Source organism: Burkholderia sp. IT-111MI5, from assembly GCF_949752865.1.
Lineage (GTDB): Bacteria > Pseudomonadota > Gammaproteobacteria > Burkholderiales > Burkholderiaceae > Burkholderia > Burkholderia pyrrocinia_C.
Genome location: NZ_CATKIF010000011.1, coordinates 640,058 through 661,172 on the forward strand (window position 1 = coordinate 640,058; position 21,115 = coordinate 661,172).

A 21,115-nucleotide genomic window follows, 5' to 3' on the forward strand; every position below is an offset into this window, starting at 1 on the left:
GCACCCGCTCAGGGCAATGGCCCTGCTGAACGGCGATCCGAACGCGTGCGAACTGCCGGCGAACACCCGCCCGCCGGGCCGCCTTTGTCACACTCAGGCTTCCTGCGCGCTCTGCAACACCGCGCGCAACAACACGTCGGCACCCGCCGCCGCCCATTCGGGCGTAATCGCTTCGGCCTCGTTGTGGCTCAGCCCGTCGACGCACGGCACGAAGATCATCCCGGTCGGCGCGACGCGCGCGACGTAGCACGCGTCATGCCCCGCACCGGACACGATATCCATGTGCGACAGCCCGAGCGCCCGGGCCGCGTCACGCACCGCGTCGATGCAGCGCGGCGCGAACGGTATCGGCGGGTACTTGAAGATCTGCTCGATCTGCGCGCCGAGGCCGTTCTCGTCCGCCACGCGGGCGAGTTCCGCGCGCAGCGCCGCGTCCAGTTCGTCGAGCACCGCATCGTCGGGATGGCGAAACTCGACCGTGAAGAAACAGCCGCCCGGCACCGTGTTGCGCGAATTCGGCCGCGCTTCGATCATCCCGACCGTCGCGCGCGCATACGGCGCGTAACGGCCGCCGAGCGCGTCGACGAACGAGATCATCCGCGCGGCGCCCACCAGCGCATCGCGACGGAATTCCATCGGCGTCGTGCCCGCGTGCGCATCGACACCGGTGAGCGTCACCTCGTACCAGCGCTGCCCCTGCCCGGCCGTCACGACGCCGATCGTATTGCCTGCCCGTTCGAGAATCGCGCCCTGTTCGATATGCAGTTCGTACGCCGCGTGCACCGGATAACCGCCGACGGGCTCGGTGCCCGCGTAGCCGATCCGCTCCAGTTCCTCGCCGATCGTCCTGCCCGCGCTGTCGGTGCGCGACAGCCCGTAGTCGAGCGTATAGACGCCCGCGAACACGCCGGCCGAGATCATCGCCGGCGCGAAGCGCGAACCTTCCTCGTTGGTCCAGATCACGACGTCGATCGGGCGCTCGGTTTCGATGCCCGCGTCGTTCAGCGCGCGCACGACCTCGAGCCCGCCGAGCACGCCGTAGATGCCGTCGTAGCGGCCGCCCGTCGGCTGCGAATCGGCATGCGAGCCCGTCAGCACCGGCGCGGCATCGGGATTGCGGCCCGCGCGGCGCGCGAACACGTTGCCCATCCGGTCCACCCGCACCGTGCAGCCGGCGTCGCGCGCCCACTGCACGAACAGGTCGCGCGACTCGCGATCGAGATCGGTCAGCGCGAGACGGCAGACGCCGCCCTTCGGCGTCGCGCCGATCTGCGCCATCTGCTCGAGCGACGCCCACAGGCGATCGCCGTCGACGCGCGGCGCATTCACGTTGTCGTCACGCATCGCCGTTCTCCGGCGCGGATTGCAGTGCGTAGCGGAAATCGCAGCGCTTGCCGCCCTGCATGATCGTGCTCGTGCGCGTCAGCGCGATGTTCGGCGCATAGCCCTGGATGAAATAGCTGTCGCGCGCGCAGCTCAGCAGGTGGCCGATTTCGCCGAGCCCCATCGCGTGATACATCTCCGCGTAGCTGCAGCGATGCACGTCGTAGTCGTAGTGCGCGTCGTCCGCGCGCCGCACCTCGACGTCGAGCGCGTCGTCCTTCTCCCACAGCACTTGCAGCGCGATGAACGACTTCACGTTCGTGCCGCCAGGCTCCTGCGCGGCGAACGTGCGGCCCGCGTCGACGGCCGCGCCGCGCACGGCTTCCGCGATCACGGCCTGCGCGCGCTCGGCGCCGAACTCGCGCTTCATGATCTCGTAGATCGGCTTGATGATTTCCGCTTCGATGCGGCGCCGCGCGAGGATTCCGAGGCGCGTGTCCTCGGGTGCGGCGGCGGATGTCGGGGTCGGTTCGGTCATGGGGATCGTCCGTGTCGTTTTATTTGGTCGTGGTGCGCGTGCCGCCGAGCACGTCGACGACGCTCCACTTGCCGCCGCGCACCTGGTAAATCGTGAAGGCCGGGTCCTTCAGGTTGCCTTCGCCGTCGAACGCGATCCGGCCCGTCACGCCGGGCCGGTCGATCGCGCGGACCGCCGCGACCAGCTTCGCCGGCTGCGTCGTGCCGGCCTTCTGCGCGGCTGCGATCAGCGTGGCCGCCGCGTCGTACGCGAACGGCGCGTGCAGTTCGATCGGTGCGCGGAAGCGCGCCTGGTACTGCGTGTCGAACGCGTTGCCGCCCGGCATCCGGTCGAGCGGCAGGCCCGGTTCGAGCGCGGTCACGCCGTCGCCGTCCTTGCCCGCGAGCGACAGGAAGGTCTGGCTCACGAAGCCGCCCGCGCCGAGCAGCGGCGCGTTCACGCCGAGCTGGCGCATCCGGCGCGCGATCGGCGCGGCCTGCGCATCGAGGCCGCCGAAGAACACGAGATCCGCGCGCTTGCCCTTGATCGCGGTCAGCACGCCGCTGAAGTCGGTCGTCTTGTCGTTCACGTACTGGCGATCGACGATCGCGCCGCCGTTCGCCTGCACGCCCTTGATGAACTGGTCGGCCAGCCCCGCGCCGAACGACGTGCGATCGTCGATCACCGCGATGCGCTTCGCCTTCAGCGTCTTCACCGCATACGCGCCGGTGAAGTTGCCGCCCGCATCGTCGTGACCCATGATGCGGAACGCCGTTGCGTAGCCCTGCTGCGTGTATTGATGGCCGGTGGACGCCGGCGCGATCTGCGGAATGCCCGCATCGCGGTAGACGCGCGACGCCGGCACGCTGCAGCCGGTGTTCCAGTGACCGACGACGCCGATCACGTGCTGGTCGACCAGCTGCTGCGCGACCGCGACGGCCGTGCGCGGATCGGACTGGTCGTCGGCCGCGACGAGCTTGTAGACGACCGGCTTGCCGCCGATGGTCGGATGCTTGGCGTTCGCGTCGTCGATCGCGAGTTGCGCGCCGTTCTGCAGGTCCTTGCCGATACGTGCGGACGGGCCGGTGAGTGGCGCGGCGAGACCGATCAGGACCGTCTGCGGCGCGGACTGCGCGAACGCGGGAACGGAAGCGACCAGGGCGGCCGCCGAGAAAACGAGGCTGGCGTGAAGGAAGGCGATTTTCATGTGCGGGGATCGGTGACTCGAATCAAAACATGAAAAATATTAAATATTCAGCACCCAAACCCCAAATACCCAATTGTTGGATGCTTATGCCGTTCTCGACACATTAACCCAACACACTGTAAATACACGATATTTTATTGTTGTCGCTTACCCTGACTTTTCGATAAAATTCGACACATGAAAAATATCGAACAATTGCCGCACGATCCGCCGTTGCGCGCGGTGCGTGCGTTCGAAGCGTTTGCGCGTCTCGGGTCGGTCACCGCGGCGGCGGGCGAACTCGACATCACGCCGTCGGCGGTCAGCCATCAACTGCAACTGCTCGAAGCATTCATCCAGACGCCGCTGACGGTGCGCGAGGGCCGGCTGCTCGCGCTCACCGACGAAGGGCGCGACTACTACCGCTCGATCAGCGCCGCGTTCTCGGTGCTGCGCAGCGCGACGCGCTTCGTGCGCGACCGCTCGTCGCTGCGGCAGATCACCGTCAGCCTGATTCCGCTGCTCGGCATCGGCTGGTTCATTCCGCGGTTGCATTCGTTCCTGGCCGACAACACGGACGTCGACGTGACCGTGCTGTACGCGCATCACCGCAATTACCGAAGCGATGCGTCGGACCTGTCGATCCGCTTCGGCACCGGCGACTGGCCCGGCTATCGCTGCGAGCGGCTGCTGCCGGGCGCGATGGTGCCGATGTGCAGCCCGTCGTTCCTGAAGCGCCACGGGCCGTTCCGCACGCCGGCCGATCTCGCACGCGCGCCGCTCGTGCACGACGAGGATCGCAGCACGTGGGTCAACTGGCTGCAGGGCGCCGGCGTGCGGCATGTGTCGCATGCGGTGGGGCCGATGTTCGAAGATGGTCAGCTCACGTTGAGCGCGGCGCGCGCGGATCTCGGCGCCGCGCTGCTGCGCGCGCCGCTGGTCGAGCGCGAACTGGCGAACGGCGAACTCGTAAAGCTGTTCGATCACCCGCTCGACGACGGGCGCGACTACTACCTGTGCACGCGCGAGGACGCGGACATGCCGGACGGGGCACGGCGGCTGGCGGAGTGGTTGAGGAAGATGGCGGGGATTTGAGCGAAGGCGCCCTGTCGCTTGCCGGACAACGGTTTATGCGAAGGCGCCTCCCGCCGCACCCAGTCCGGGTCTTGCATACCCTCGATCTGGTATATATGATATGCATATCATATATCGGAGGCTGTCATGAGCCGAATTCTGGTTGATCTGTCGGATGGCCAGCTCGACGAGTTGGCCGTCATCGTCGAGACTGAACGTCGTCCCCGCGCCGCGATCATCCGCGACGCGATTGATGCCTACATTGCCCTGCACAAGCGCCCGCTCGCCGACGACGTATTCGGCCTCTGGAAAGATCGCACGGTCGACGGGCTCGCGTATCAGGAGGAAATGCGCTCGGAATGGTAAAAGCTCTCTTCGACACCAACATCCTGATCGACTATCTGGGTGGCGTGGAATCCGCCCGCGCGGAGCTAGGCCGCTATGACTATCGTGCGATCAGCACGATCTCGTGGATGGAGGTTCTGGTCGGCACGTCCGCACGTAACGAAGCGCCGACTCGCGCATGGCTCTCGTCATTCGATGTCATCGCGCTCGACAGCACGGTGGCGAATCGTGCCGTGATCATTCGCAAGGAACGCCGCATACGCCTGCCCGACGCGATCGTCTGGGCATCGGCGCAAGTGAACGGGCTGCTGCTCGTGTCGCGCAACACGAAAGACTTCCCTCCCACCGAACCCGGTGTTCGAATGCCGTATCAGATCTGAGCCGATAAGCGCGGCGGCAATGCAAATGCGTCAACTCGACGTAGACAAGCCGAACCGCTTCTGCAAAAAGTATCGCGTGTGCCCCGCCGGAAAATCGGCTAACTCGCCGAACACGACGTAGCCGAATCGCTCATAGAGCCGCTTCGCATCGGGATTGAAGGTGTCGATCCACGCGGCTGCGCACCCTCGTTCCGCCGCGACCTGTTCCGCGCGCACGAGCAGGCCGGACGCGTATCCCTGGCCGCGCGCGTGCTCCGCGACCCACAGCCACTGGACGAACAGCCATCCCCACGCGGTGTAGCCGATCAATCCTCCGGCGCAGTCGTCCGTGTCGCCGACCGAGATGGCCAAATCCCTGTAGTTCGACGGCCCTTTCGACACCGCGTTGAATCCGGCCAGCCCGTCTCCGATCAGATCGGGAAACGACGGCTGTATTTCGTCCAGAACGATCAGGCTTCTTTTCATGGGATCCCGCGCTGTTCAGGTGAATCGGCTGCCCGCAGATAAAGGCCCTCACGCGGCATGCTTCAGATTGTATTGCGCCCGAAGCCACTCAGGCGCCGGGCGCCTTGCTCGGAGCTCCGCCCCCACCCCGCCCGCCCAAGCGTCAAGAGCACCTCCCCGCCCACCCCACCCAATCAAGGGCCGGAAGCAGATAGAAATTCCCGATGCCCCGGATTGAAACAAGCAATTTCACAATGTCAGGGTGAACCCGGATACTGGCAACACTCCACTCACCACTGACGCAAAGGAAACCACCACATGCCGATCATCAACACCCAAATCAAGCCGTTCAAGGCAACCGCATACCACAACGGCGAGTTCGTGCCCGTCTCCGAAGAGAACTTCAAGGGCAAGTGGTCCGTCGTCGTGTTCTACCCGGCCGACTTCACGTTCGTCTGCCCGACCGAGCTGGGCGACCTCGCCGACCGCTACGCGGAATTCCAGAAGCTGGGTGTCGAAATCTACGGCGTGTCGACCGACACGCACTTCACGCACAAGGCATGGCACGACACATCGGACACGATCGGCAAGATCAAGTACCCGATGATCGGCGACCCGACGCTCACGCTGTCGCGCAACTTCGACGTGCTGATCGAGGAAGAAGGGATGGCGCTGCGCGGCACGTTCGTGATCAACCCGGAAGGCGAGATCAAGCTGTGCGAAATCCACGACAACGGCATCGGCCGCGACGCAGGCGAGCTGCTGCGCAAGGTGCAGGCTGCGCAATACATCGCGGCTCACCCGGGTGAAGTGTGCCCGGCCAAGTGGACGCCGGGTGCGGAAACGCTGACCCCGTCGCTCGACCTGATCGGCAAGATCTGACGATCGCGTCGCGCGCCTCGCACGAGGCGCGCGACGGCGGGCCGCCGCATCGCGCGGCCCGCGCCCTCCTCCGGCACGACGTGCCCGACCATAATCATTAATACGGAATCCGAAACGCCATGCTCGACGCCAATCTCAAGAACCAACTGAAAGCGTACCTCGAAAAAATCACGCGCCCGATCGAACTCGTCGCCTCGCTCGACGACAGCGCGAAATCGCAGGAACTGCTGGCGCTGCTGAACGAGATTGCGTCGCTGACGGATCGCGTGACCGTAGCCGAACGCCGCGACGACGCCGAGCGCAAGCCGTCGTTCTCGATCGGCGAGCCCGGCAAGCCGGCCGGCATCCGCTTCGCCGGCATTCCGATGGGCCATGAATTCACGTCGCTCGTGCTCGCGCTGCTGCAGACCGGCGGCCACCCGATCAAGCTCGACGACGACGTGATCGAACAGATCCGCGCGCTCGACGGCGACTACGCGTTCGAGACGTATTTCTCGCTGTCGTGCCAGAACTGCCCGGAAGTCGTGCAGGCGCTGAACGTGATGTCGCTGATCAACCCGCGCATCCGCCACGTCGCGATCGACGGCGCGCTGTTCCAGAATGAAGTCGAGTCGCGCCAGATCATGGCCGTGCCGACGATGTTCCTGAACGGCGCATCGTTCGGCCAGGGCCGCAGCAGCGTGAAGGAAATCCTCGCGAAGCTCGATACGGGTGCGAGCGAGCGTGCCGCGAAGTCGCTCGAAAACAAGCCGGTGTTCGATACGCTGATCGTCGGCGGCGGCCCGGCAGGCGCGGCCGCGGCCATCTACTCGGCGCGCAAGGGCATCGCGACGGGCGTCGTCGCCGAGCGTTTCGGCGGCCAGGTGCTCGACACGATGGCGATCGAGAACTTCGTGTCGGTGCAGGAAACCGAAGGGCCCAAGTTCGCGACCGCGCTCGAGCAGCACGTGAAGCAATACGACGTCGACATCATGGACGTGCAGCGCGCCGACGCGCTGATCCCGGGCGACGTGCACCAGATCCGCCTCGCGAACGGCGCGGTGCTGAAGGCGAAGACGATCGTTCTCGCCACCGGCGCGCGCTGGCGCGAAATCAACGTGCCGGGCGAGCGCGAATACCGCAATCGCGGTGTTGCGTACTGCCCGCACTGCGACGGCCCGCTGTTCAAGGGCAAGCGCGTCGCGGTGGTCGGCGGCGGCAACTCGGGCGTCGAGGCCGCGATCGACCTCGCCGGCATCGTGAAGGAAGTCACGCTGATCGAATACGGCGCGCAACTGCGCGCGGACGAAGTGCTGCAGCGCAAGCTGCGCAGCCTGCCGAACGTGACGATCGTCACGCAGGCGCAGACGACCGAGCTGACCGGCGACGGCAGCAAGCTGAACGGGCTCGTCTACAAGGATCTGCGCTCGGGCGAAACGCAGCGCATCGATCTCGAAGGCGTGTTCGTGCAGATCGGCCTCGTGCCGAACACCGAATGGCTGAAAGGCACGGTCGAACTGTCGAAGCACGGCGAGATCGTCGTCGATGCGCGCGGCGCGACGTCGGTGCCGGGCGTGTTCGCGGCCGGCGACGTGACGACGGTGCCGTTCAAGCAGATCGTGATCGCGGTCGGCGAAGGCGCGAAGGCATCGCTCGGCGCGTTCGACCACCTGATCCGGCAGGACGTGACGCCGGCGGCAGCCGCTCAGCCGCTGGCCGAAGAAGCGGTCGCTGCTTAACGCGCGTCAGCGCATCGTCGCAACGGTTTGTCTCTCTTGGCCCCGCATGCCTTGGTCGGCATGCGGGGTCCTTTTTATTCGGAAGCCGAGCGCGTGGTTACTTGGTCGAGGTTGAATCGCCGTTCGCCGGCACTGGCGTCGTCGACTTCAAACTGCTCGACTGCCTGACCAGTTGCTCGGTCATCGCGGCGGCAACCGGATTCGCGCCCGACGACGAACCGCCCTGCCGATACGAACCGGAACTCGACGACGTCGACATCGACGACATCGGCGGCGGCGGCAATGACGGATCGAGCTTCGCCGACTCCCTGACGAGCTCGGCCGTCTCCGGCGTTTCGGATTTCGTTGCGGATTTTGTTGCGGCAGGTGCCGCGGCCGCGTGGCGTTCGAGGCCGTCGCGCTTGCGCGGCGCGCGCTGCGTGACCTGCGCCGGGGCAGCCGGCTGAACCGGTTGCGCCTGCTGTGCGGCCGGCGGGGTCGAATCCTGCGCATCGACCGTCACGACGTTGACCTTCGGCGGCGGCGCGCTCGGTTTCGTCACCGGCTGCGCTTTCTCGCTGACAACCGGAACGGCGGGGACAGATGCAGGTGCGGCGCTGACGCGCGCGGGTGCTGCCGGTGCAGGCGCCGGTGCGGTCACCGTTGCGGCGGGAGGCGGCGGGACAGCCGCCTGTTTCGGTGCCGTATCGGCATGGGCTGCCGTCGCGGCAGCCGGTGCCGGCGGCGCGATGGCGCCCTGCACCGCGTGATCGTTGTTCGCGGGCGCCGCAGCAACCGGCGCGGACGAATCGCCGATGCCGGCGTCTTCGATCGCACGGTGGTCCGCGCGCAGGAGCATCACGTATGCAGTGCCGGCTGCGGCTACCAGGAGCCCTCCGGCGATCATCAAGGTCTTGCGGGTACTCGTCATGCTTGCTCACCGATCATATCGACGTGAACAAGCCATGATACGCGGCCATCGGCCGTTGATCCCGCATGAATACATTTGGTTGCATTGATGCCGGCGGCGCGATCGTCAGACGTATCGCGGCCGCCGTTCCGGCACGATCAATACACGGCCGCTTGCACGTCGATCACTCCGGAAACGGCAAATCGGTTTGCCCGTCCGCGCGCATGCCGAACGTGTTCAGCGTCATCGCGACAAGCGCGTAATAGCCGAGCAGCGCAACGAGATTCACGACGGTTTCGTGGCCGAAACGCGCTTCCGCGCGCGCGAACGTCGCGTCGCTGACGCGCCGCGTGTCGTACAGCTCGCTCGCGAACGCATGGATCAGCGCATCGTCGTCCGACTCGAATGCAGGTTCGACGCCGCGCCGGATCGCGTCTGCGGTCGCGGCCGGTACACCCGCGTCGAGCGCGATCGGATGGTGGATGTGCCACTCGGCCTGCGAGCGCCAGCGCGCGGCCGTCACGAGAATCGCGAGCTCCGACAGCCGCAGCGGCAGGCCCGTGCGATAGCGGCAGAACGCACCGAGCTTCTGCGCGTGCTGGGCCAGCTCGGGGCTTGCGATCCAGCCGAGAAACGGCCCGTTCAGGTTGCCGCGCGGGCCGCTGAGAATATCGGCCAGCACGGCTTTCTGTGCATCGGAGGCCGACGCGGGATCGAACGGTGGCAGTCTGTCTGTCATGGTGATGATCCGGTGAAGTTCAGTGCATCGATGCCGTCACGCGCCGGCCGCGGCAAGCGCCGCGTCGATCGCGCCCGACAGCCGCTCGACGATCGTATCGATCTGCTGCGCGGTGCAGATGAACGGCGGCGCGATCAGGATGTGATCGCCGTGGACGCCGTCGATCGTCCCGCCCATCGGATACACCATCAAGCCGCGCTGCATCGCTTCGCGCTTGACCGCCGCGTGCAGCTTCAGCGCGGGATCGAACGTCGCCTTGCTGTCGCGATCGCGCACGAGCTCGACGCCGACGAACAGCCCGCGGCCGCGCACGTCGCCGACATGCGGGTGCGCACCGTAGTGCTCGCGCAGCGACGCGCGCAACTGCTCGCCGCGCGCCTTCACGTTGTCGAGCAGTTTTTCTTCGGCGATCACGCGCTGCACTTCGAGCGCGGCCGCGCATGCGGTCGCGTGGCCGAGGTACGTGTGACCGTGCTGGAAGAAGCCCGACCCGTCGACGATCGTCCGGTAGATGCGGTCGCTGACGAGCGTCGCGCCGATCGGCTGGTAGCCCGCGCCGAGCCCTTTCGCGATCGTCAGCAGATCGGGTGCGACGCCGTCTTCATCGCACGCGTACAGGTAGCCCGTGCGCCCCATCCCCGACATGATCTCGTCGAGAATCAGCAGTACACCGTACTTGTCGCACACCGCACGAATCTTCTTCAGGTACGTGCGCACCGGCGGCACCGCGCCGGCCGTTGCGCCCACCACCGTTTCCGCAACGAACGCCGCGACGTTTTCCGCGCCGAGTTCGACGATCTTCTGCTCGAGCTCGTCCGCCAGGCGCTGCGCATACGCTTCGTCGCTTTCTCCCGCCTGCTGGTCGCGATACGCATAACACGGGCTCACGTGATGCGCTTCGATCAGCAGCGGCAGGAACGGCTCGCGCCGCCACGCGTTGCCGCCGATCGCGAGCGCGCCGAGCGTGTTGCCGTGATAGCTCTGGCGCCGCGCGATGAAATGGCGGCGCTGCGGCTCGCCCTTCTCGACGAAATACTGCCGCGCGAGCTTCAGCGCGGCCTCGATCGCCTCGGAGCCGCCCGATACGAAATACACGTGTTCGAGGCCGGCCGGCGCGCCGTCGACGAGCCGGTCGGCCAGTTCCTCGGCCACGTCGGTCGTGAAGAACGACGTATGCGCGTACGGCAGTTGCTGCACCTGCCGCTTGATCGCGTCGATCACGCGCTGGTTGCTGTGGCCGAGACACGAGACGGCTGCGCCGCCGCATGCGTCGATATAGCGTTTGCCGGTCGAATCGATGATCTCGATGCCGTCGCCTGCGACGGCAACGGGCAAGGTCGCGCGCGGAGCGCGATGGAAAACGGTCGTCATGCGTTGCCTCATGGATCAGGACGCGCCGTGCGCGCGCCCGGACGGCACGATGCGCGTCGCGAAGCGCTGCGTGCCGTGCTGGTGAATGGTGAAATCGATCGCCGCCGCGCCGATCGCGAACACCGCGGTCGCGAGCGTGTTCTCGTCGTCGGGGTCGGCCGGGTCGTCGCGGTAGATCGGCAGCCCTTCCGGCGCGCGATCGCCGAGCACGCGCAGCAGCGCGGCTTCGTCGATCGCGTCGATACCGGGCGTCAGCGCATCGACGCGCCGCTGGCGGTCGGCCGACGATTGCGTGACGATCTGTGCTTCCGCTTCGCAACCGGGATGCACGAGATGGTTCGCATGACCCGCGAGCCGCGCGACATCGATCACCGAACAGCGCGCGGCGCTCGCTTCGATGCTCAGCAGCCGCGCATCGCCGGTCGCGCCGAGCGTGTGATGAAAGCCGCTCGCGCGTGCATGCAAGCGCAGTACGTCGGCCGCCGCGTCGAGCGACGTCGCGTCGAGCACGGCGCGTGCGAGGATCATCCGCGGCACGCCTGGTGCCGGCGTGCGAATCCGCAGATTGTTGATCGCCTGCGCGATGCCCGCGCGGTTCACGGCAAACGTATGGCCCGGCAGCGAACCGGGGTAGTAGAAACTGATGAAGCCCGGCTTGCCTGCCGGCTGCACGTCGACGAGCAGGCAGCGCTCGCGCAGGAACGGGTCGCCGTCCTCATTGTGCGCGATCCAGCGGGTGCCGTCCGCGCCGCGCGCGGCGAGCGTCGTGCAACCGTCCGGCGCGTTGTGGATCAGCTCACCGCGGCAGTTCCACAGGAAGATGTCCTCGGCCGGCCAGCCGATGCCCGCCGCGATCCCGTCCAGTTCCGCGACGAGATCGGGGTACGCGGCCAGCGCGGCCTGCCGCAGCGCATCGACGAACGGATGGCCGCGCCAGCGGCGCACGGCCTGCCACGCGCTGCTCTGCTGCATGTACGCATCGAACACGGGACGAGCGAGCTCGCCGAGGCGCACGCCGATGTCGAACGGCGCGCCGGCGATGACGGGGGTAAGGGAAAGCGGCATGTCGAATGTTTCGGTTTCGGTCAGGACACGTGTTTCAGGAACTCCTTCAGGCGCGGCGTCGGCGGCCGGTCGATCAGGTCGACCGGATGGCCGTCCTCGGCGATGCCGCCCTGATCCATGAACAGCAGGCGCGTGCCGACCCGCTTCGCGAAGCCGATCTCGTGCGTGACGACGATCATCGTCATCCCTTCGGTAGCAAGATCCTGCATCACTTTCAGCACTTCGTGGCGCAATTCCGGATCGAGCGCCGACGTCGGCTCGTCGAACAGCATCAGCCGCGGCCGGATCGCGAGCGCGCGCGCGATCGCGACGCGCTGCTGCTGGCCGCCCGACAGCTCCGACGGGTAATGATTCGCGCGCGATTCGAGGTCGACCTTGTCGAGCAGCGCCATCGCCTGGTCGCGTGCTTCGGCGCGCGATGCGCCGCGCACCTGGGTCGGCCCGAACATCACGTTCTCGAGCGCGGTCATTTGCGGAAACAGGTTGAACTGCTGGAACACCATGCCGGCTTCGAGCCGGATGTTGCGGATCGTCGTCGCGTTGCCGCGCACGCTCTGGCCGTCGACGAGCAGTTCGCCGCCGGTGATTTTCTCGAGCGCGTTGATACAGCGCAGCATCGTCGATTTGCCCGACCCCGACGGACCGATCACGACAACCACTTCGCCCGCGTCGATCTTCAGGTCGATGTGCTTCAGCACCGGTACGTGGCCGAAGCTCTTCGACACGTTCTGGAATTCGATCATGCTCATAGGATCCTCATCCGCTTTTCGACGAGCCGCAGCGTCAGCGTCATCGCGCCGGTCAGCAGCAGGTAGATGACAGCCACCGCGCTCCAGATCTCGACCGCCTGGAAGTTGCCCGCGATGATTTCCTGGCCCTTGCGCGTCAGTTCGCCGACGCCGATCACGATGAACAGCGACGTGTCCTTCAGGCTCACGATGCACTGGTTGCCGAGCGGCGGAATCAGCCGCCGGAACGCCAGCGGCCCGACCACCTTCAGCAGCACGCGCGGCATCGACAAGCCCATCGCGAGCCCCGCTTCCGTCAGCCCCTTCGGGATCGACAGCAGCGCGCCGCGCACCACTTCGGCGAGATACGCACCGGAATTCACCGTGATCGCGATGATCGCGGCCGTCAGGCCGTCGATGCGGATGTGCGCGAGCAACGGCAGCGCGAAATACAGGAACATCACCTGCACGACGATCGGCGTGCCGCGAATCAATTCAATGTAGACCTGTGCGAGCACGTTCATCGCCTTCGGTCCGTATGCGCGGAACATGCCCGCGATCATCCCGACGATGAAACCACCCACCAGCCCGAAAAATGCGATGAACACCGTCAACCGGACCCCGTCCATCAGGTCCGGCAACGCCGCCCAGATCGCCGACCAATCGAAATTCACTTGTCGCTCCCCGTTCGATTCAAGACCGGCGCGGCCGCACGGCCGCGCGCTGTTGCGGCGTCACGCTCACATCTTCGGCGGCTCGGCGCCGAACCACTTCTTGTAGATCTGCGCGTAACGACCATCGGCCTTGATCTTCACGAGCGACGCGTTGACCTTCGGCACGAGCGGGCTGCCTTTCGGGAAACCCATCCCGTATTTGTCGCCGCTGACCGGCTGGCCCGCGACCTGCACCTTGCCCTTGCCTTCGTTGTTCACGAAGAACAGCACGTTCGGCGTGTCGTGCATCGCCGCGTCGACACGGCCCGCTTCAAGCGCGAGGTAGGCCTGGTCGATGTTCGGGAACTGGCGGATTTCCTTCGGCTTCAGGTGCGCCTTGATCCAGTCGATCGTCGCGGTGCCCGTCTTCGCGGCGATCACCTTGCCGTTCAGGTCGTCGATCGACTTGATCGTCGTGTTGCCGGTCTGCACCATCGCCGCGAGGCCGCTGTCGTAGTACGGCGCGGAGAAGTCGATCGCTTTCTTGCGCTCCTCCTTGATCGTCATCCCCGACAGCGCGACGTCGATGTTCTGCGTCTGCAGCGCCGGGATCAGGCCCGCGAAATCCATCGGCTGGATCGTGTATTTCCAGCCCTGGTCCTTCGCGATCTCCGCCCACAGGTCGAGATCGAAGCCGACGTACTTGTCGCCCTGCTTGAACTCGAACGGCATGAACGACGTATCGGTCCCGACGACGAGCGTCTTGGTATCCGCGTGCGCGAGGCTTGCGCCGAGCGCGGCAACGGCCGCGACGGCTTTCAGGAAGGAACGGCGACTCATGGTTTCTCTCCGCATGATTGGGCGATGTTGCCGGCCAGCCGGCCGGCGGGAACGACGACATCAAGCAGCACCGCAACATGCGATGTCGAATTAGACATTGGTGCAACATGTGTTGTCAACGGCGATACTACGACAACAAAAAAGTACGCAACGGGGAATTTCATCGAGACAAACCCGGGCCGCGCGGGCCGGATAGATCGGAGGAAAGCGGCGGATGGCGGGCGAAATGCACGGGCCGGGGGGCATGCCGCGCAGCTCCCCTGGGGCAGCCGCCCCCTTGGGCTTTCCGAAGCCCACCCCTCAGAGTTGCCAACAGCGCACGATCGGGCGCGGGAATGAGGCGGGGCCGTGTTCGGGCTCCAGCGGCAGGGCCGCCCTAGAGGCGTTGTACGACGGTAATGGATGAACGGATGCGCGGGCGCCGCCCCGCAAAACTCGGCGGATTGATGGGGAGCAAATCCGTCGAGGTTGATCGCATTCACAACACTTGTAACGCGTAACGTTACAGGCTATACTTGCCTTGCGTCTTGTGCGAGACGCTTTGATTCACCGCAAAAAAGGGGCTTCCACCATGCGTAATTTCTATGATCAAGAGCTTTCGCCATAAAGGCATTCAGCGCTTCTTTGAATCTGGCTCCACAGCGGGCATTCAAGCGGCGCACATGAGCAAACTTAAGCGGCTACTGTCTGCGTTGAACCGGGCGAAAAGCCCGAACGACATGAACCAACCGGGGTGGCGGTTGCACCCTTGGAAGGGAACCGGCGACGGTGTATGGTCGGTCGACGTGAACGGAAATTGGAGGTTGACGTTCGAGTTCGATGGGGAGGATGCAGTCCTCGTCGATTATCTCGATCCTCACTGACAGGCCGCCTCTACTACGGTTCTACAGTACAGCGTTCATTACAACGGCTATGTCCATCATGTTTGACCCGCCGCATCCCGCGGCAATCCTTCGGGAAGATGTGCTTCCGGCACTGAACCTGACGGTGACTCAAGCGGCAGAACAACTGGGCGTTTCGCGCGTCCAGTTGTCCCGTGTTCTCAACGAAAGGGCGAGTATCTCGCCCGATATGGCGCTACGCCTCGAGCAGTGGCTTGGTGCGGAGCGCGGCGGCCGAGCTGATTTCTGGCTCGGCATGCAATTGGACTATGACCTGTGGCAGGCACGAAAGCATGCGCCGACGAAGGTTAAGCCTGCCCCTTCAGAGGCAGTGCGTGCTTAACGAGAAACCGGCTTTGGTCCGGATCCCTGTTCAGTTAAAGCCCGCCTTGCGCGGGCTTTTTTGCTAATGACTCGTCGTCCACGTCTTCCGGTCGCACGTAGATGGCGCCCTTATCGATCGGCGCGACGTAGTAACCGCGTGCGGTCAGTTCGATCCTGAAGTCGCTGAATACCTGGAACAGCTCGTTATCGCACGGCAAAGACGTGAACTTGAGATCGACACGTTCCCCGGTTTCATACGACGTTCGGAAGAGTCGTGCGGGGGCGGCCCTGAGGCAGAAGTCTGAAGGGAAGGTCGCGGCGGCGGGTGCGGCCGCCACGACGGCCGTCCAGTGCAACGCGTGTGGCAGGATGACGACCGCGCCATCGCCGCCGCCCGCACATCGGTTCGCGCGGACGGCCGGCGATTCAACCAGGCGCCTTGTCAGGACGACCGTGCGCGCCAAGCCGGCAACCGCCGGCGCGGCTCAACGCAGGTTGCGGGATGCGCGCGGCAGCGCCGAGCGACGGCGCGTCGCTCACGCCGCCACCCCGCTCGCCTGATGCGACACGAGCCGCGCATACGCCCCCTGCCGCGCCATCAGTTCCGCATGACGCCCGGCCTCGATGACGCGGCCCTGCTCGATCACGAGGATCGTGTCGGCATTGCGCACGGTCGACAACCGGTGCGCAATGATGATCGACGTCCGCTGAGTCATCAGGTCGTCCAGCGCCGCGCGAATCTGCTGCTCGCTGATCGTGTCCAGGTGGGACGTCGCCTCGTCGAGGATCAGCACCGGCGCATCCTTCAGGAACGCACGCGCGATCGCAACGCGCTGGCGCTGCCCGCCCGACAGCTGCACGCCGCGCTCGCCGACGCGCGTCGCGAGCCCGTCCGGCAGCCGCGCGACGAAATCGCCGAGCGCCGCATGATCGATCGCACGCTGCACGTCCGCGTCTGAAGCGTCGCTCGCGGCGAGCCGGATGTTCGCTTCGAGCGTATCGTTGAACAGATAGGTATCCTGCGCAACCAGCGCAATGTGCTGCCGCAGGTCGTCGAGCCGCAGGTCGCGCAGGTCGACGCCGCCGAGCGTCACGCGACCATGCTGCGGATCCCAGAAGCGCAGCAGCAGGCTCGCGACCGTCGACTTGCCGGCGCCCGACGCGCCGACCAGCGCGACCGTGCTGCCGGGCGGCACCTCGAAACTCACTCGGTCGATCGCGGGCACGCCGCGGCCCGGATACGTGAAGCGCGTTTCCTCGAAGCGCACCGCCGGGTTGCCGGGCATCGGCTGCGTGCCGTCCGTTACCGTCACGGGCTCCTTCTCGAGCGCGCGCAATCGTCGCGTCGACGCGATCGTGTCGGCGAGCTGGCGCGCGACCTGGCCGATTTCGGCAACCGGCATGAACGCGGCCACCGCGACCAGCACCAGCAGCGGCAACGACTCGCGCGGAAACCAGCCGCGCGCGCACAGCAGCGCACCGAGCGCCGCGACGGCCAGCCCGCCGAGCCCGCTCGCGATTTCCAGCGCGGCGCTTTGCGTCGACAGGTCGTCGAGCAGCTTCGCGCGCTGCTTCCGGTACGCATCGACCTCGGCCGCGAACGCTTCGCGCCGGCGCGCGATCGCCTGGAATGCGGTCAGCTCCGCGAGCCCCTGGATCGTTTCGGTCAGGTGCGCGCCAAGCTGGCCGAGCGCTTCGCGCGCGCCGGTGCCGAGCCGATCGACGTCGCGGCGAGCCAGCACGGGTGCCAGCCCGGCCCACAGCAAGAACGGCAGCAGCACGAGCGCGAGCGGCCACGCGACCGACGCGAGCAGCACCAGCACGCCGGCCGGCACGAGCACCGCGACGAACGCGGGTGCCAGCGTGTGCGCATAGAAATACTCGACGGTCTCCACGTCCTGCGTCGCGAGCGCGACGAGATCGCCGGAGCGGCGGCGCAGCAGCCCAGCCGGCGCGAGGCGTTCGAGCGTCGCGAACAGCGCGATGCGCATTTCCGCGAGCAGCCGGTATGCCATGTCGTGTGCGAGCCACGATTCGAGCCAGTGCAGCACGGCCGCCACCGGCGCGATCGCGAGCAGCGCCACGACGAGCGCGGTGCCCGCGTGCCCGGCCGACACGGCGCCGACCACCAGCGCGCCGATCACGCCGACGCCGATGAACGCGAGCACGCGGCCGATCCCGAACAGCACGGTCAGCGCGACCTTGCCCTTCCATGGACGCACGAAGCGCAGCAGCGTCCGCAACGTTTCCGGCCAGCCGATCGTCGCCGCGTCGTCGTTCAGCGGCCTGACCTGCGGGCCCGACGACGCACGAGCGGTGGCGCCGGCCGTCGCCGCCGCGCCGACCGTTTCGGCGACTGCCTCCAGTTGCGGCCCCATCAGCCGGCGATACGGGCCGTCGCGCGCGATCAGCGCCGCGTGCGTCCCTTCGTCGACCACCTGCCCCTGGTCGAGCACCAGGATGCGGTCGGCGCCGATCACGCTGGACAGCCGGTGCGCGAGCACGAGCGTCGTCCGCCCGCGCGTGAGCCGGTCGAGCGCCTGCTGGATCAGCGCTTCGTTCTCCGCGTCGACCGACGACAGCGCCTCGTCGAGCAGCAGGATCGGTGCATCGCGCAGCAGTGCGCGGGCAATCGCGATGCGCTGGCGCTGGCCGCCCGACAGCATCAGCCCGCGTTCGCCGATGCGCGTCGCGTAACCGTCGGGCAGCGCCGAGATGAAATCGTGCGCGTTGGCGGCGCGCGCGGCCGCGATCATGTCCGCGTCGCTCGCGTCGGGGCGGCCGAGCCGCAGGTTGTCGGCGACGCTGCCGTCGAACAGCGTCGCATCCTGCGCGACGACCGCGATCATCTCGCGCACCTGGTCGGCGCCGAGCGTGCGCACGTCATGGCCGCCGATGCGGATCGCGCCGCCCTGCGCATCGTGCTGGCGCAACAGCAGGCGCACGATGGTCGACTTGCCCGCACCGCTCGGGCCGACGATCGCCACCGTTTCGCCTTCACGAACCGAGAAGCTCAGCGCCGCATGCGCGTCCGCACGGCGCCCCGGATACGCGAAGCTGACGCGGTCGAACGCGATCTCCGGCCGCAAGCCCGTCACGCGCGGCGCGTGGGCGGCCGGCGCGTGGCTGCCCGCGTCGAACAGCGCGTGGATCGCATTCGCCGCCGACTGGCCGATCATTCCCTGATGCAGCACCGCGCGCAGGTCGCGCAGCGGCCGGAAGATTTCGCTGCCAGCCATCAGCACGATCAGCAGCGCCTCGAGGCTCATGTCGCCGTGCCGCACGCGCCACGCGCCGACCACGATCGCCGCGGCCGCGCCGAGGCCGGTGCCGAGATCGGTGAAAAGCCGCGTCAGCAGGCCGAGCGCGAGCACCCAGAACGTGCTGTCCGACAGCGCGCGCGCCTTCGCGGCCAGCTTCGCGCCGAACGCGGTGCTCTGCCCGAACGCCTTCAATGTCGGCAGGCCCTGCACCGCATCGAGAAACTCCTCGCCGAACGCCTTGAAGGCGGCCGAGCGTGCGAGCGCCGCGCGCCGGTCGGCGCGATGCACGAGCTGCGGCAGCGCGAGCGTGACGAGCGCCGCGACCAGCAGGATCGCGGCCGTCGGCACGTCCCACCACGCGAGCACCGCGAAGATCATCACCGGTGCGCACGCGGCGATCACGAGCTGCGGCAGGTAGACGCCGAAGAAAGTCTGCAGTTGCTCGACGCCGTCGACGACGGCCAGCATCACGCCGCCCGTGCGTTCGCCGCTGAACCATGCGGGGCCGAGCGCGGCGATCCGGTCGAACAGCCGCGCGCGCAGCGTGGCTTGTACGCGCCCGGCCGTGTGCTGCGCGAGCACCGTGCGGCGATGATCGAGCCACGCGCGCAGCAGCACGCAGGCCGCCGTTGCAACGACGGCTTCGACGATGCTGCGCACCGGCGCGCCGGAAAAGACCAGCGCCAGCACGCGGCCGAGAAACACGAAACGGAGGATGCCGACACCCATCGCGAGCAGCCCGAGCGCGACCGCCGCGGCCACCCGCCCGCGCAATCCCGCCATCATTGCCCATAGTCGTCGGTCGAAATACATGAAGCCCTCCAGTCGGTGTTTTGGTGCGGTTTTTCTTGACCGGATCGAGGCTACCCGCGCGGCCCGCGCGCGGCAAAAGATGATTTTTCAACGGGTGTTGAGTCAACTACAATACCCCGCATGTCGCACCTTCCTCCCCTCAGCGCACTGCGTGCTTTCGAGGCGGCTGTCCGCCTCGGCGGGTTCGCGCGCGCGGCGGCCGAGCTGAACGTATCGACCAGCGCGGTCAGCCACCAGATCCGCGCGCTCGAGGAATCGCTCGGTGCACGGCTGCTCGAACGCAGCACGGGGCTCGGCGGCATCGGCCTCACGCCGGCCGGCGCACGCCTGCTGCCGGCCGTCAGTGACGCGCTGTCGCGCCTGACCGACGCCTGTGCCGAGATTCGCGGCACCGCGCAACGGCTCACCGTTTCCGCCAATGCGCCGTTTTCGTCGATGTGGCTCGCACGCCGTCTCGCGGAATTCTCGTCGCTTCATCCCGAAACGCCGCTGCATGCCGTCGTGCTCGAAGATGAACCGGATTTCGCGCGCAGCGGCATCGATCTGGCTATCGTGCACGTGCCCGCGCACCGGCTGCGGGCCGACGACGACGTGCTGATGCGGGAGACCGTGTTTCCGGTATGCAGCCCCGAGCTCTATCCGTACGCATCGGGGTACGTGTGCCGTTCGCGGCTGCTGCAGGAGATGCACGAAAACAGCCCCGAGATCGACTGGCGCAACTGGGCATCGGAGTTCGGCTTGCCGGACGATTTCGAAACGAAGATCGTTCGCTACAGCAGTTTCAGCCAGGTGATCGGCGCGGCGGTGGGCGGTGCGGGCATCGCGCTCGGCCGCGTGCCGCTCATCGAGCCCGAACTGCGCAGCGGGCGTCTGGTGCCGCTGGTGCCGGGCCTCCAGCGCGATGCGTCGTGGCGCTTCGTGCTGCGCCGCCATCCGTCGACGCGGCACAGGCTGCTCGATCCGCTGATCGCGTTCCTGCGCCGCGAAGCGGACGCGCCGCCGTTCGTCGCCAAGATCGTTGTGCCCGCATCCAACGACAGTCACGCGCGGGGCGCGGGCGGCGCATAACAGCGCCGGCACGCTAGGGCCTGTTCACCGGCCGCTCACGGCGTGGCAAAGAACAGCGCGACGACGCACGCCATCCCGCCGAACCACACGAGCGAACGCAGCGACGCCCAGTTCAGCAGGTACATCAGCGTATAAACAACGCGGATCGCGACGAAACCCATCGCGAGCTGGTCGACGTGATGCGCGTTCGCGCCGTTGTGCCACGCGACCACCAGCGCGGCCGTGAACAGCGCAAGCGCTTCCCACGCGTTCTGGTGCGCGGCCTGCGCCCGCGCGCGCCAGCCTTCGAGTTTCGCCAGGTAGTCGCGCGGCGTACGGTTGTCGTAGCCCTTGCGCGCCTTGGCCAGGAACGTCAGCGGGAACGGCAACAGCGCCACGATGAACAGGCACAGCTGGGACGTCGTCATCAAAGTCTCCTCCTTTATGATTACATTACTCAATGACAAGATCGCCGAGAGCTTAGCATCGCGACGCGCGGTTCGCGCACCGGTTTTCTAGACGGGAGACTCGGCTGCACGGGCCGCCGACGGCTGCGGCCGGCGTGGTCCGCCACCCAAATTTCCACCAAATCGTCGACAAATACGTTAATTAAAACTGGTCGAACACCAATAA

22 protein-coding genes are annotated in these 21,115 nt (G+C 66.7%); 8 read left to right on the top strand and 14 right to left on the bottom strand.

Annotated features, from left to right (window positions below; translation table 11 throughout):
* Positions 1–93: 93 nt before the first annotated feature.
* The 3 genes from ACM6JT_RS11030 to ACM6JT_RS11040 are packed head-to-tail and all read right to left on the bottom strand — an operon-like array spanning position 94 to position 3,047.
* Positions 94–1,344, bottom strand: coding sequence for a Zn-dependent hydrolase (locus tag ACM6JT_RS11030; RefSeq protein WP_414856476.1), 1,251 nt, complete (start codon positions 1,342–1,344; stop codon positions 94–96).
* A complete protein-coding gene (locus ACM6JT_RS11035) occupies positions 1,337–1,861 on the bottom strand; it encodes an L-2-amino-thiazoline-4-carboxylic acid hydrolase (RefSeq protein WP_175748561.1) in 525 nt (174 codons plus the stop codon). The genes ACM6JT_RS11030 and ACM6JT_RS11035 overlap by 8 nt, the downstream gene beginning before the upstream one ends.
* A gap of 19 nt (positions 1,862–1,880) precedes the next feature.
* Positions 1,881–3,047: a branched-chain amino acid ABC transporter substrate-binding protein gene (locus tag ACM6JT_RS11040; protein ID WP_034179819.1), complete on the bottom strand. Its 1,167-nt coding sequence runs from the start codon at positions 3,045–3,047 to the stop codon at positions 1,881–1,883.
* A 177-nt stretch (positions 3,048–3,224) separates the two neighbouring features.
* On the opposite strand from ACM6JT_RS11040, the gene ACM6JT_RS11045 reads away from it, so the two are divergent.
* The 3 genes from ACM6JT_RS11045 (at position 3,225) to ACM6JT_RS11055 (ending at position 4,825) form a co-directional block, all read left to right on the top strand.
* Positions 3,225–4,121, top strand: coding sequence for a LysR substrate-binding domain-containing protein (locus ACM6JT_RS11045; protein WP_217590653.1), 897 nt, complete (start codon positions 3,225–3,227; stop codon positions 4,119–4,121).
* A gap of 126 nt (positions 4,122–4,247) precedes the next feature.
* Positions 4,248–4,466, top strand: coding sequence for a ribbon-helix-helix protein, CopG family (locus ACM6JT_RS11050; RefSeq protein WP_034179821.1), 219 nt, complete (start codon positions 4,248–4,250; stop codon positions 4,464–4,466).
* Positions 4,460–4,825 carry a type II toxin-antitoxin system VapC family toxin gene (locus ACM6JT_RS11055; protein WP_034179822.1) on the top strand — a complete coding sequence of 122 codons (366 nt, stop codon included), beginning with the start codon at positions 4,460–4,462 and terminating at the stop codon, positions 4,823–4,825. The genes ACM6JT_RS11050 and ACM6JT_RS11055 overlap by 7 nt, the downstream gene beginning before the upstream one ends.
* 30 nt (positions 4,826–4,855) lie before the next feature.
* Here ACM6JT_RS11055 and ACM6JT_RS11060 read toward each other — a convergent pair whose 3' ends face one another.
* A complete protein-coding gene (locus tag ACM6JT_RS11060; protein WP_131945773.1) occupies positions 4,856–5,290 on the bottom strand; it encodes a GNAT family N-acetyltransferase in 435 nt (144 codons plus the stop codon).
* Positions 5,291–5,587: 297 nt separating this feature from the next.
* Between ACM6JT_RS11060 and ahpC the strand changes: the two genes are divergently transcribed.
* A complete protein-coding gene (ahpC, locus tag ACM6JT_RS11065; protein ID WP_034179823.1) occupies positions 5,588–6,151 on the top strand; it encodes an alkyl hydroperoxide reductase subunit C in 564 nt (187 codons plus the stop codon).
* A 119-nt stretch (positions 6,152–6,270) separates the two neighbouring features.
* Positions 6,271–7,869 carry an alkyl hydroperoxide reductase subunit F gene (gene ahpF, locus ACM6JT_RS11070; RefSeq protein ID WP_217590652.1) on the top strand — a complete coding sequence of 533 codons (1,599 nt, stop codon included), beginning with the start codon at positions 6,271–6,273 and terminating at the stop codon, positions 7,867–7,869.
* Between the two features lie 97 nt (positions 7,870–7,966).
* Here ahpF and ACM6JT_RS11075 read toward each other — a convergent pair whose 3' ends face one another.
* From ACM6JT_RS11075 to glnH, 7 genes are all read right to left on the bottom strand, one after another.
* A complete protein-coding gene (locus tag ACM6JT_RS11075) occupies positions 7,967–8,779 on the bottom strand; it encodes an extensin (protein WP_243566354.1) in 813 nt (270 codons plus the stop codon).
* A gap of 163 nt (positions 8,780–8,942) precedes the next feature.
* Positions 8,943–9,497 (bottom strand): carboxymuconolactone decarboxylase family protein, encoded by a 555-nt coding sequence (locus ACM6JT_RS11080; RefSeq protein ID WP_175748564.1) that lies wholly within the window; start codon positions 9,495–9,497, stop codon positions 8,943–8,945.
* A gap of 36 nt (positions 9,498–9,533) precedes the next feature.
* Entirely contained in the window at positions 9,534–10,868 is a 1,335-nt protein-coding gene (locus ACM6JT_RS11085; protein ID WP_175748565.1) for an aspartate aminotransferase family protein, read from the bottom strand.
* 15 nt (positions 10,869–10,883) lie between these two features.
* The gene (locus ACM6JT_RS11090) at positions 10,884–11,933 is read right to left on the bottom strand and encodes a C45 family autoproteolytic acyltransferase/hydolase (RefSeq protein WP_243566353.1); all 1,050 of its coding nucleotides are present in this window, start codon (positions 11,931–11,933) and stop codon (positions 10,884–10,886) included.
* A 20-nt stretch (positions 11,934–11,953) separates the two neighbouring features.
* Positions 11,954–12,682, bottom strand: a complete 729-nt coding sequence (gene glnQ / locus ACM6JT_RS11095; RefSeq protein WP_414856477.1) for a glutamine ABC transporter ATP-binding protein GlnQ — start codon at positions 12,680–12,682, stop codon at positions 11,954–11,956.
* A complete protein-coding gene (gene glnP, locus ACM6JT_RS11100; protein WP_034179830.1) occupies positions 12,679–13,335 on the bottom strand; it encodes a glutamine ABC transporter permease GlnP in 657 nt (218 codons plus the stop codon). The genes glnQ and glnP overlap by 4 nt, the downstream gene beginning before the upstream one ends.
* Before the next feature lie 66 nt (positions 13,336–13,401).
* The gene (gene glnH, locus ACM6JT_RS11105) at positions 13,402–14,154 is read right to left on the bottom strand and encodes a glutamine ABC transporter substrate-binding protein GlnH (protein ID WP_034179831.1); all 753 of its coding nucleotides are present in this window, start codon (positions 14,152–14,154) and stop codon (positions 13,402–13,404) included.
* 584 nt (positions 14,155–14,738) lie between these two features.
* Between glnH and ACM6JT_RS11110 the strand changes: the two genes are divergently transcribed.
* The gene (locus ACM6JT_RS11110) at positions 14,739–15,017 is read left to right on the top strand and encodes a type II toxin-antitoxin system RelE/ParE family toxin (RefSeq protein WP_074803724.1); all 279 of its coding nucleotides are present in this window, start codon (positions 14,739–14,741) and stop codon (positions 15,015–15,017) included.
* A gap of 49 nt (positions 15,018–15,066) precedes the next feature.
* Positions 15,067–15,378 (top strand): HigA family addiction module antitoxin, encoded by a 312-nt coding sequence (locus ACM6JT_RS11115; RefSeq protein ID WP_065503714.1) that lies wholly within the window; start codon positions 15,067–15,069, stop codon positions 15,376–15,378.
* A 34-nt stretch (positions 15,379–15,412) separates the two neighbouring features.
* Here ACM6JT_RS11115 and ACM6JT_RS11120 read toward each other — a convergent pair whose 3' ends face one another.
* Both ACM6JT_RS11120 and ACM6JT_RS11125 read right to left on the bottom strand, forming a co-directional pair.
* Positions 15,413–15,823, bottom strand: coding sequence for a hypothetical protein (locus ACM6JT_RS11120; RefSeq protein ID WP_414856478.1), 411 nt, complete (start codon positions 15,821–15,823; stop codon positions 15,413–15,415).
* Positions 15,824–15,895: 72 nt separating this feature from the next.
* On the bottom strand, positions 15,896–19,435 hold the full coding sequence (locus ACM6JT_RS11125) for an ATP-binding cassette domain-containing protein (protein WP_414856479.1): 3,540 nt from the start codon (positions 19,433–19,435) through the stop codon (positions 15,896–15,898).
* A 120-nt stretch (positions 19,436–19,555) separates the two neighbouring features.
* Here ACM6JT_RS11125 and ACM6JT_RS11130 point away from each other — a divergent pair, with 120 nt between their 5' ends.
* Positions 19,556–20,503 (top strand): LysR family transcriptional regulator, encoded by a 948-nt coding sequence (locus tag ACM6JT_RS11130; protein ID WP_414856480.1) that lies wholly within the window; start codon positions 19,556–19,558, stop codon positions 20,501–20,503.
* A 35-nt stretch (positions 20,504–20,538) separates the two neighbouring features.
* Here the strand turns inward: ACM6JT_RS11130 and ACM6JT_RS11135 are convergent, their stop codons facing one another.
* Positions 20,539–20,910: an MAPEG family protein gene (locus ACM6JT_RS11135; protein WP_105392154.1), complete on the bottom strand. Its 372-nt coding sequence runs from the start codon at positions 20,908–20,910 to the stop codon at positions 20,539–20,541.
* Positions 20,911–21,115 lie beyond the last annotated feature (205 nt).

What these genes read in the sequence shown, in the direction of transcription:
- ACM6JT_RS11030 (WP_414856476.1), bottom strand. Translation starts at nt 1,344, where the DNA reads ATGCGTGACGACAACGTGAATGCGCCGCGCGTCGACGGCGATCGCCTG.
- ACM6JT_RS11035 (WP_175748561.1), bottom strand. Translation starts at nt 1,861, where the DNA reads ATGACCGAACCGACCCCGACATCCGCCGCCGCACCCGAGGACACGCGC.
- ACM6JT_RS11040 (WP_034179819.1), bottom strand. Translation starts at nt 3,047, where the DNA reads ATGAAAATCGCCTTCCTTCACGCCAGCCTCGTTTTCTCGGCGGCCGCC.
- ACM6JT_RS11045 (WP_217590653.1), top strand. Translation starts at nt 3,225, where the DNA reads ATGAAAAATATCGAACAATTGCCGCACGATCCGCCGTTGCGCGCGGTG.
- ACM6JT_RS11050 (WP_034179821.1), top strand. Translation starts at nt 4,248, where the DNA reads ATGAGCCGAATTCTGGTTGATCTGTCGGATGGCCAGCTCGACGAGTTG.
- ACM6JT_RS11055 (WP_034179822.1), top strand. Translation starts at nt 4,460, where the DNA reads ATGGTAAAAGCTCTCTTCGACACCAACATCCTGATCGACTATCTGGGT.
- ACM6JT_RS11060 (WP_131945773.1), bottom strand. Translation starts at nt 5,290, where the DNA reads ATGAAAAGAAGCCTGATCGTTCTGGACGAAATACAGCCGTCGTTTCCC.
- ahpC (WP_034179823.1), top strand. Translation starts at nt 5,588, where the DNA reads ATGCCGATCATCAACACCCAAATCAAGCCGTTCAAGGCAACCGCATAC.
- ahpF (WP_217590652.1), top strand. Translation starts at nt 6,271, where the DNA reads ATGCTCGACGCCAATCTCAAGAACCAACTGAAAGCGTACCTCGAAAAA.
- ACM6JT_RS11075 (WP_243566354.1), bottom strand. Translation starts at nt 8,779, where the DNA reads ATGACGAGTACCCGCAAGACCTTGATGATCGCCGGAGGGCTCCTGGTA.
- ACM6JT_RS11080 (WP_175748564.1), bottom strand. Translation starts at nt 9,497, where the DNA reads ATGACAGACAGACTGCCACCGTTCGATCCCGCGTCGGCCTCCGATGCA.
- ACM6JT_RS11085 (WP_175748565.1), bottom strand. Translation starts at nt 10,868, where the DNA reads ATGACGACCGTTTTCCATCGCGCTCCGCGCGCGACCTTGCCCGTTGCC.
- ACM6JT_RS11090 (WP_243566353.1), bottom strand. Translation starts at nt 11,933, where the DNA reads ATGCCGCTTTCCCTTACCCCCGTCATCGCCGGCGCGCCGTTCGACATC.
- glnQ (WP_414856477.1), bottom strand. Translation starts at nt 12,682, where the DNA reads ATGAGCATGATCGAATTCCAGAACGTGTCGAAGAGCTTCGGCCACGTA.
- glnH (WP_034179831.1), bottom strand. Translation starts at nt 14,154, where the DNA reads ATGAGTCGCCGTTCCTTCCTGAAAGCCGTCGCGGCCGTTGCCGCGCTC.
- ACM6JT_RS11110 (WP_074803724.1), top strand. Translation starts at nt 14,739, where the DNA reads ATGATCAAGAGCTTTCGCCATAAAGGCATTCAGCGCTTCTTTGAATCT.
- ACM6JT_RS11115 (WP_065503714.1), top strand. Translation starts at nt 15,067, where the DNA reads ATGTCCATCATGTTTGACCCGCCGCATCCCGCGGCAATCCTTCGGGAA.
- ACM6JT_RS11125 (WP_414856479.1), bottom strand. Translation starts at nt 19,435, where the DNA reads ATGTATTTCGACCGACGACTATGGGCAATGATGGCGGGATTGCGCGGG.
- ACM6JT_RS11130 (WP_414856480.1), top strand. Translation starts at nt 19,556, where the DNA reads ATGTCGCACCTTCCTCCCCTCAGCGCACTGCGTGCTTTCGAGGCGGCT.
- ACM6JT_RS11135 (WP_105392154.1), bottom strand. Translation starts at nt 20,910, where the DNA reads ATGACGACGTCCCAGCTGTGCCTGTTCATCGTGGCGCTGTTGCCGTTC.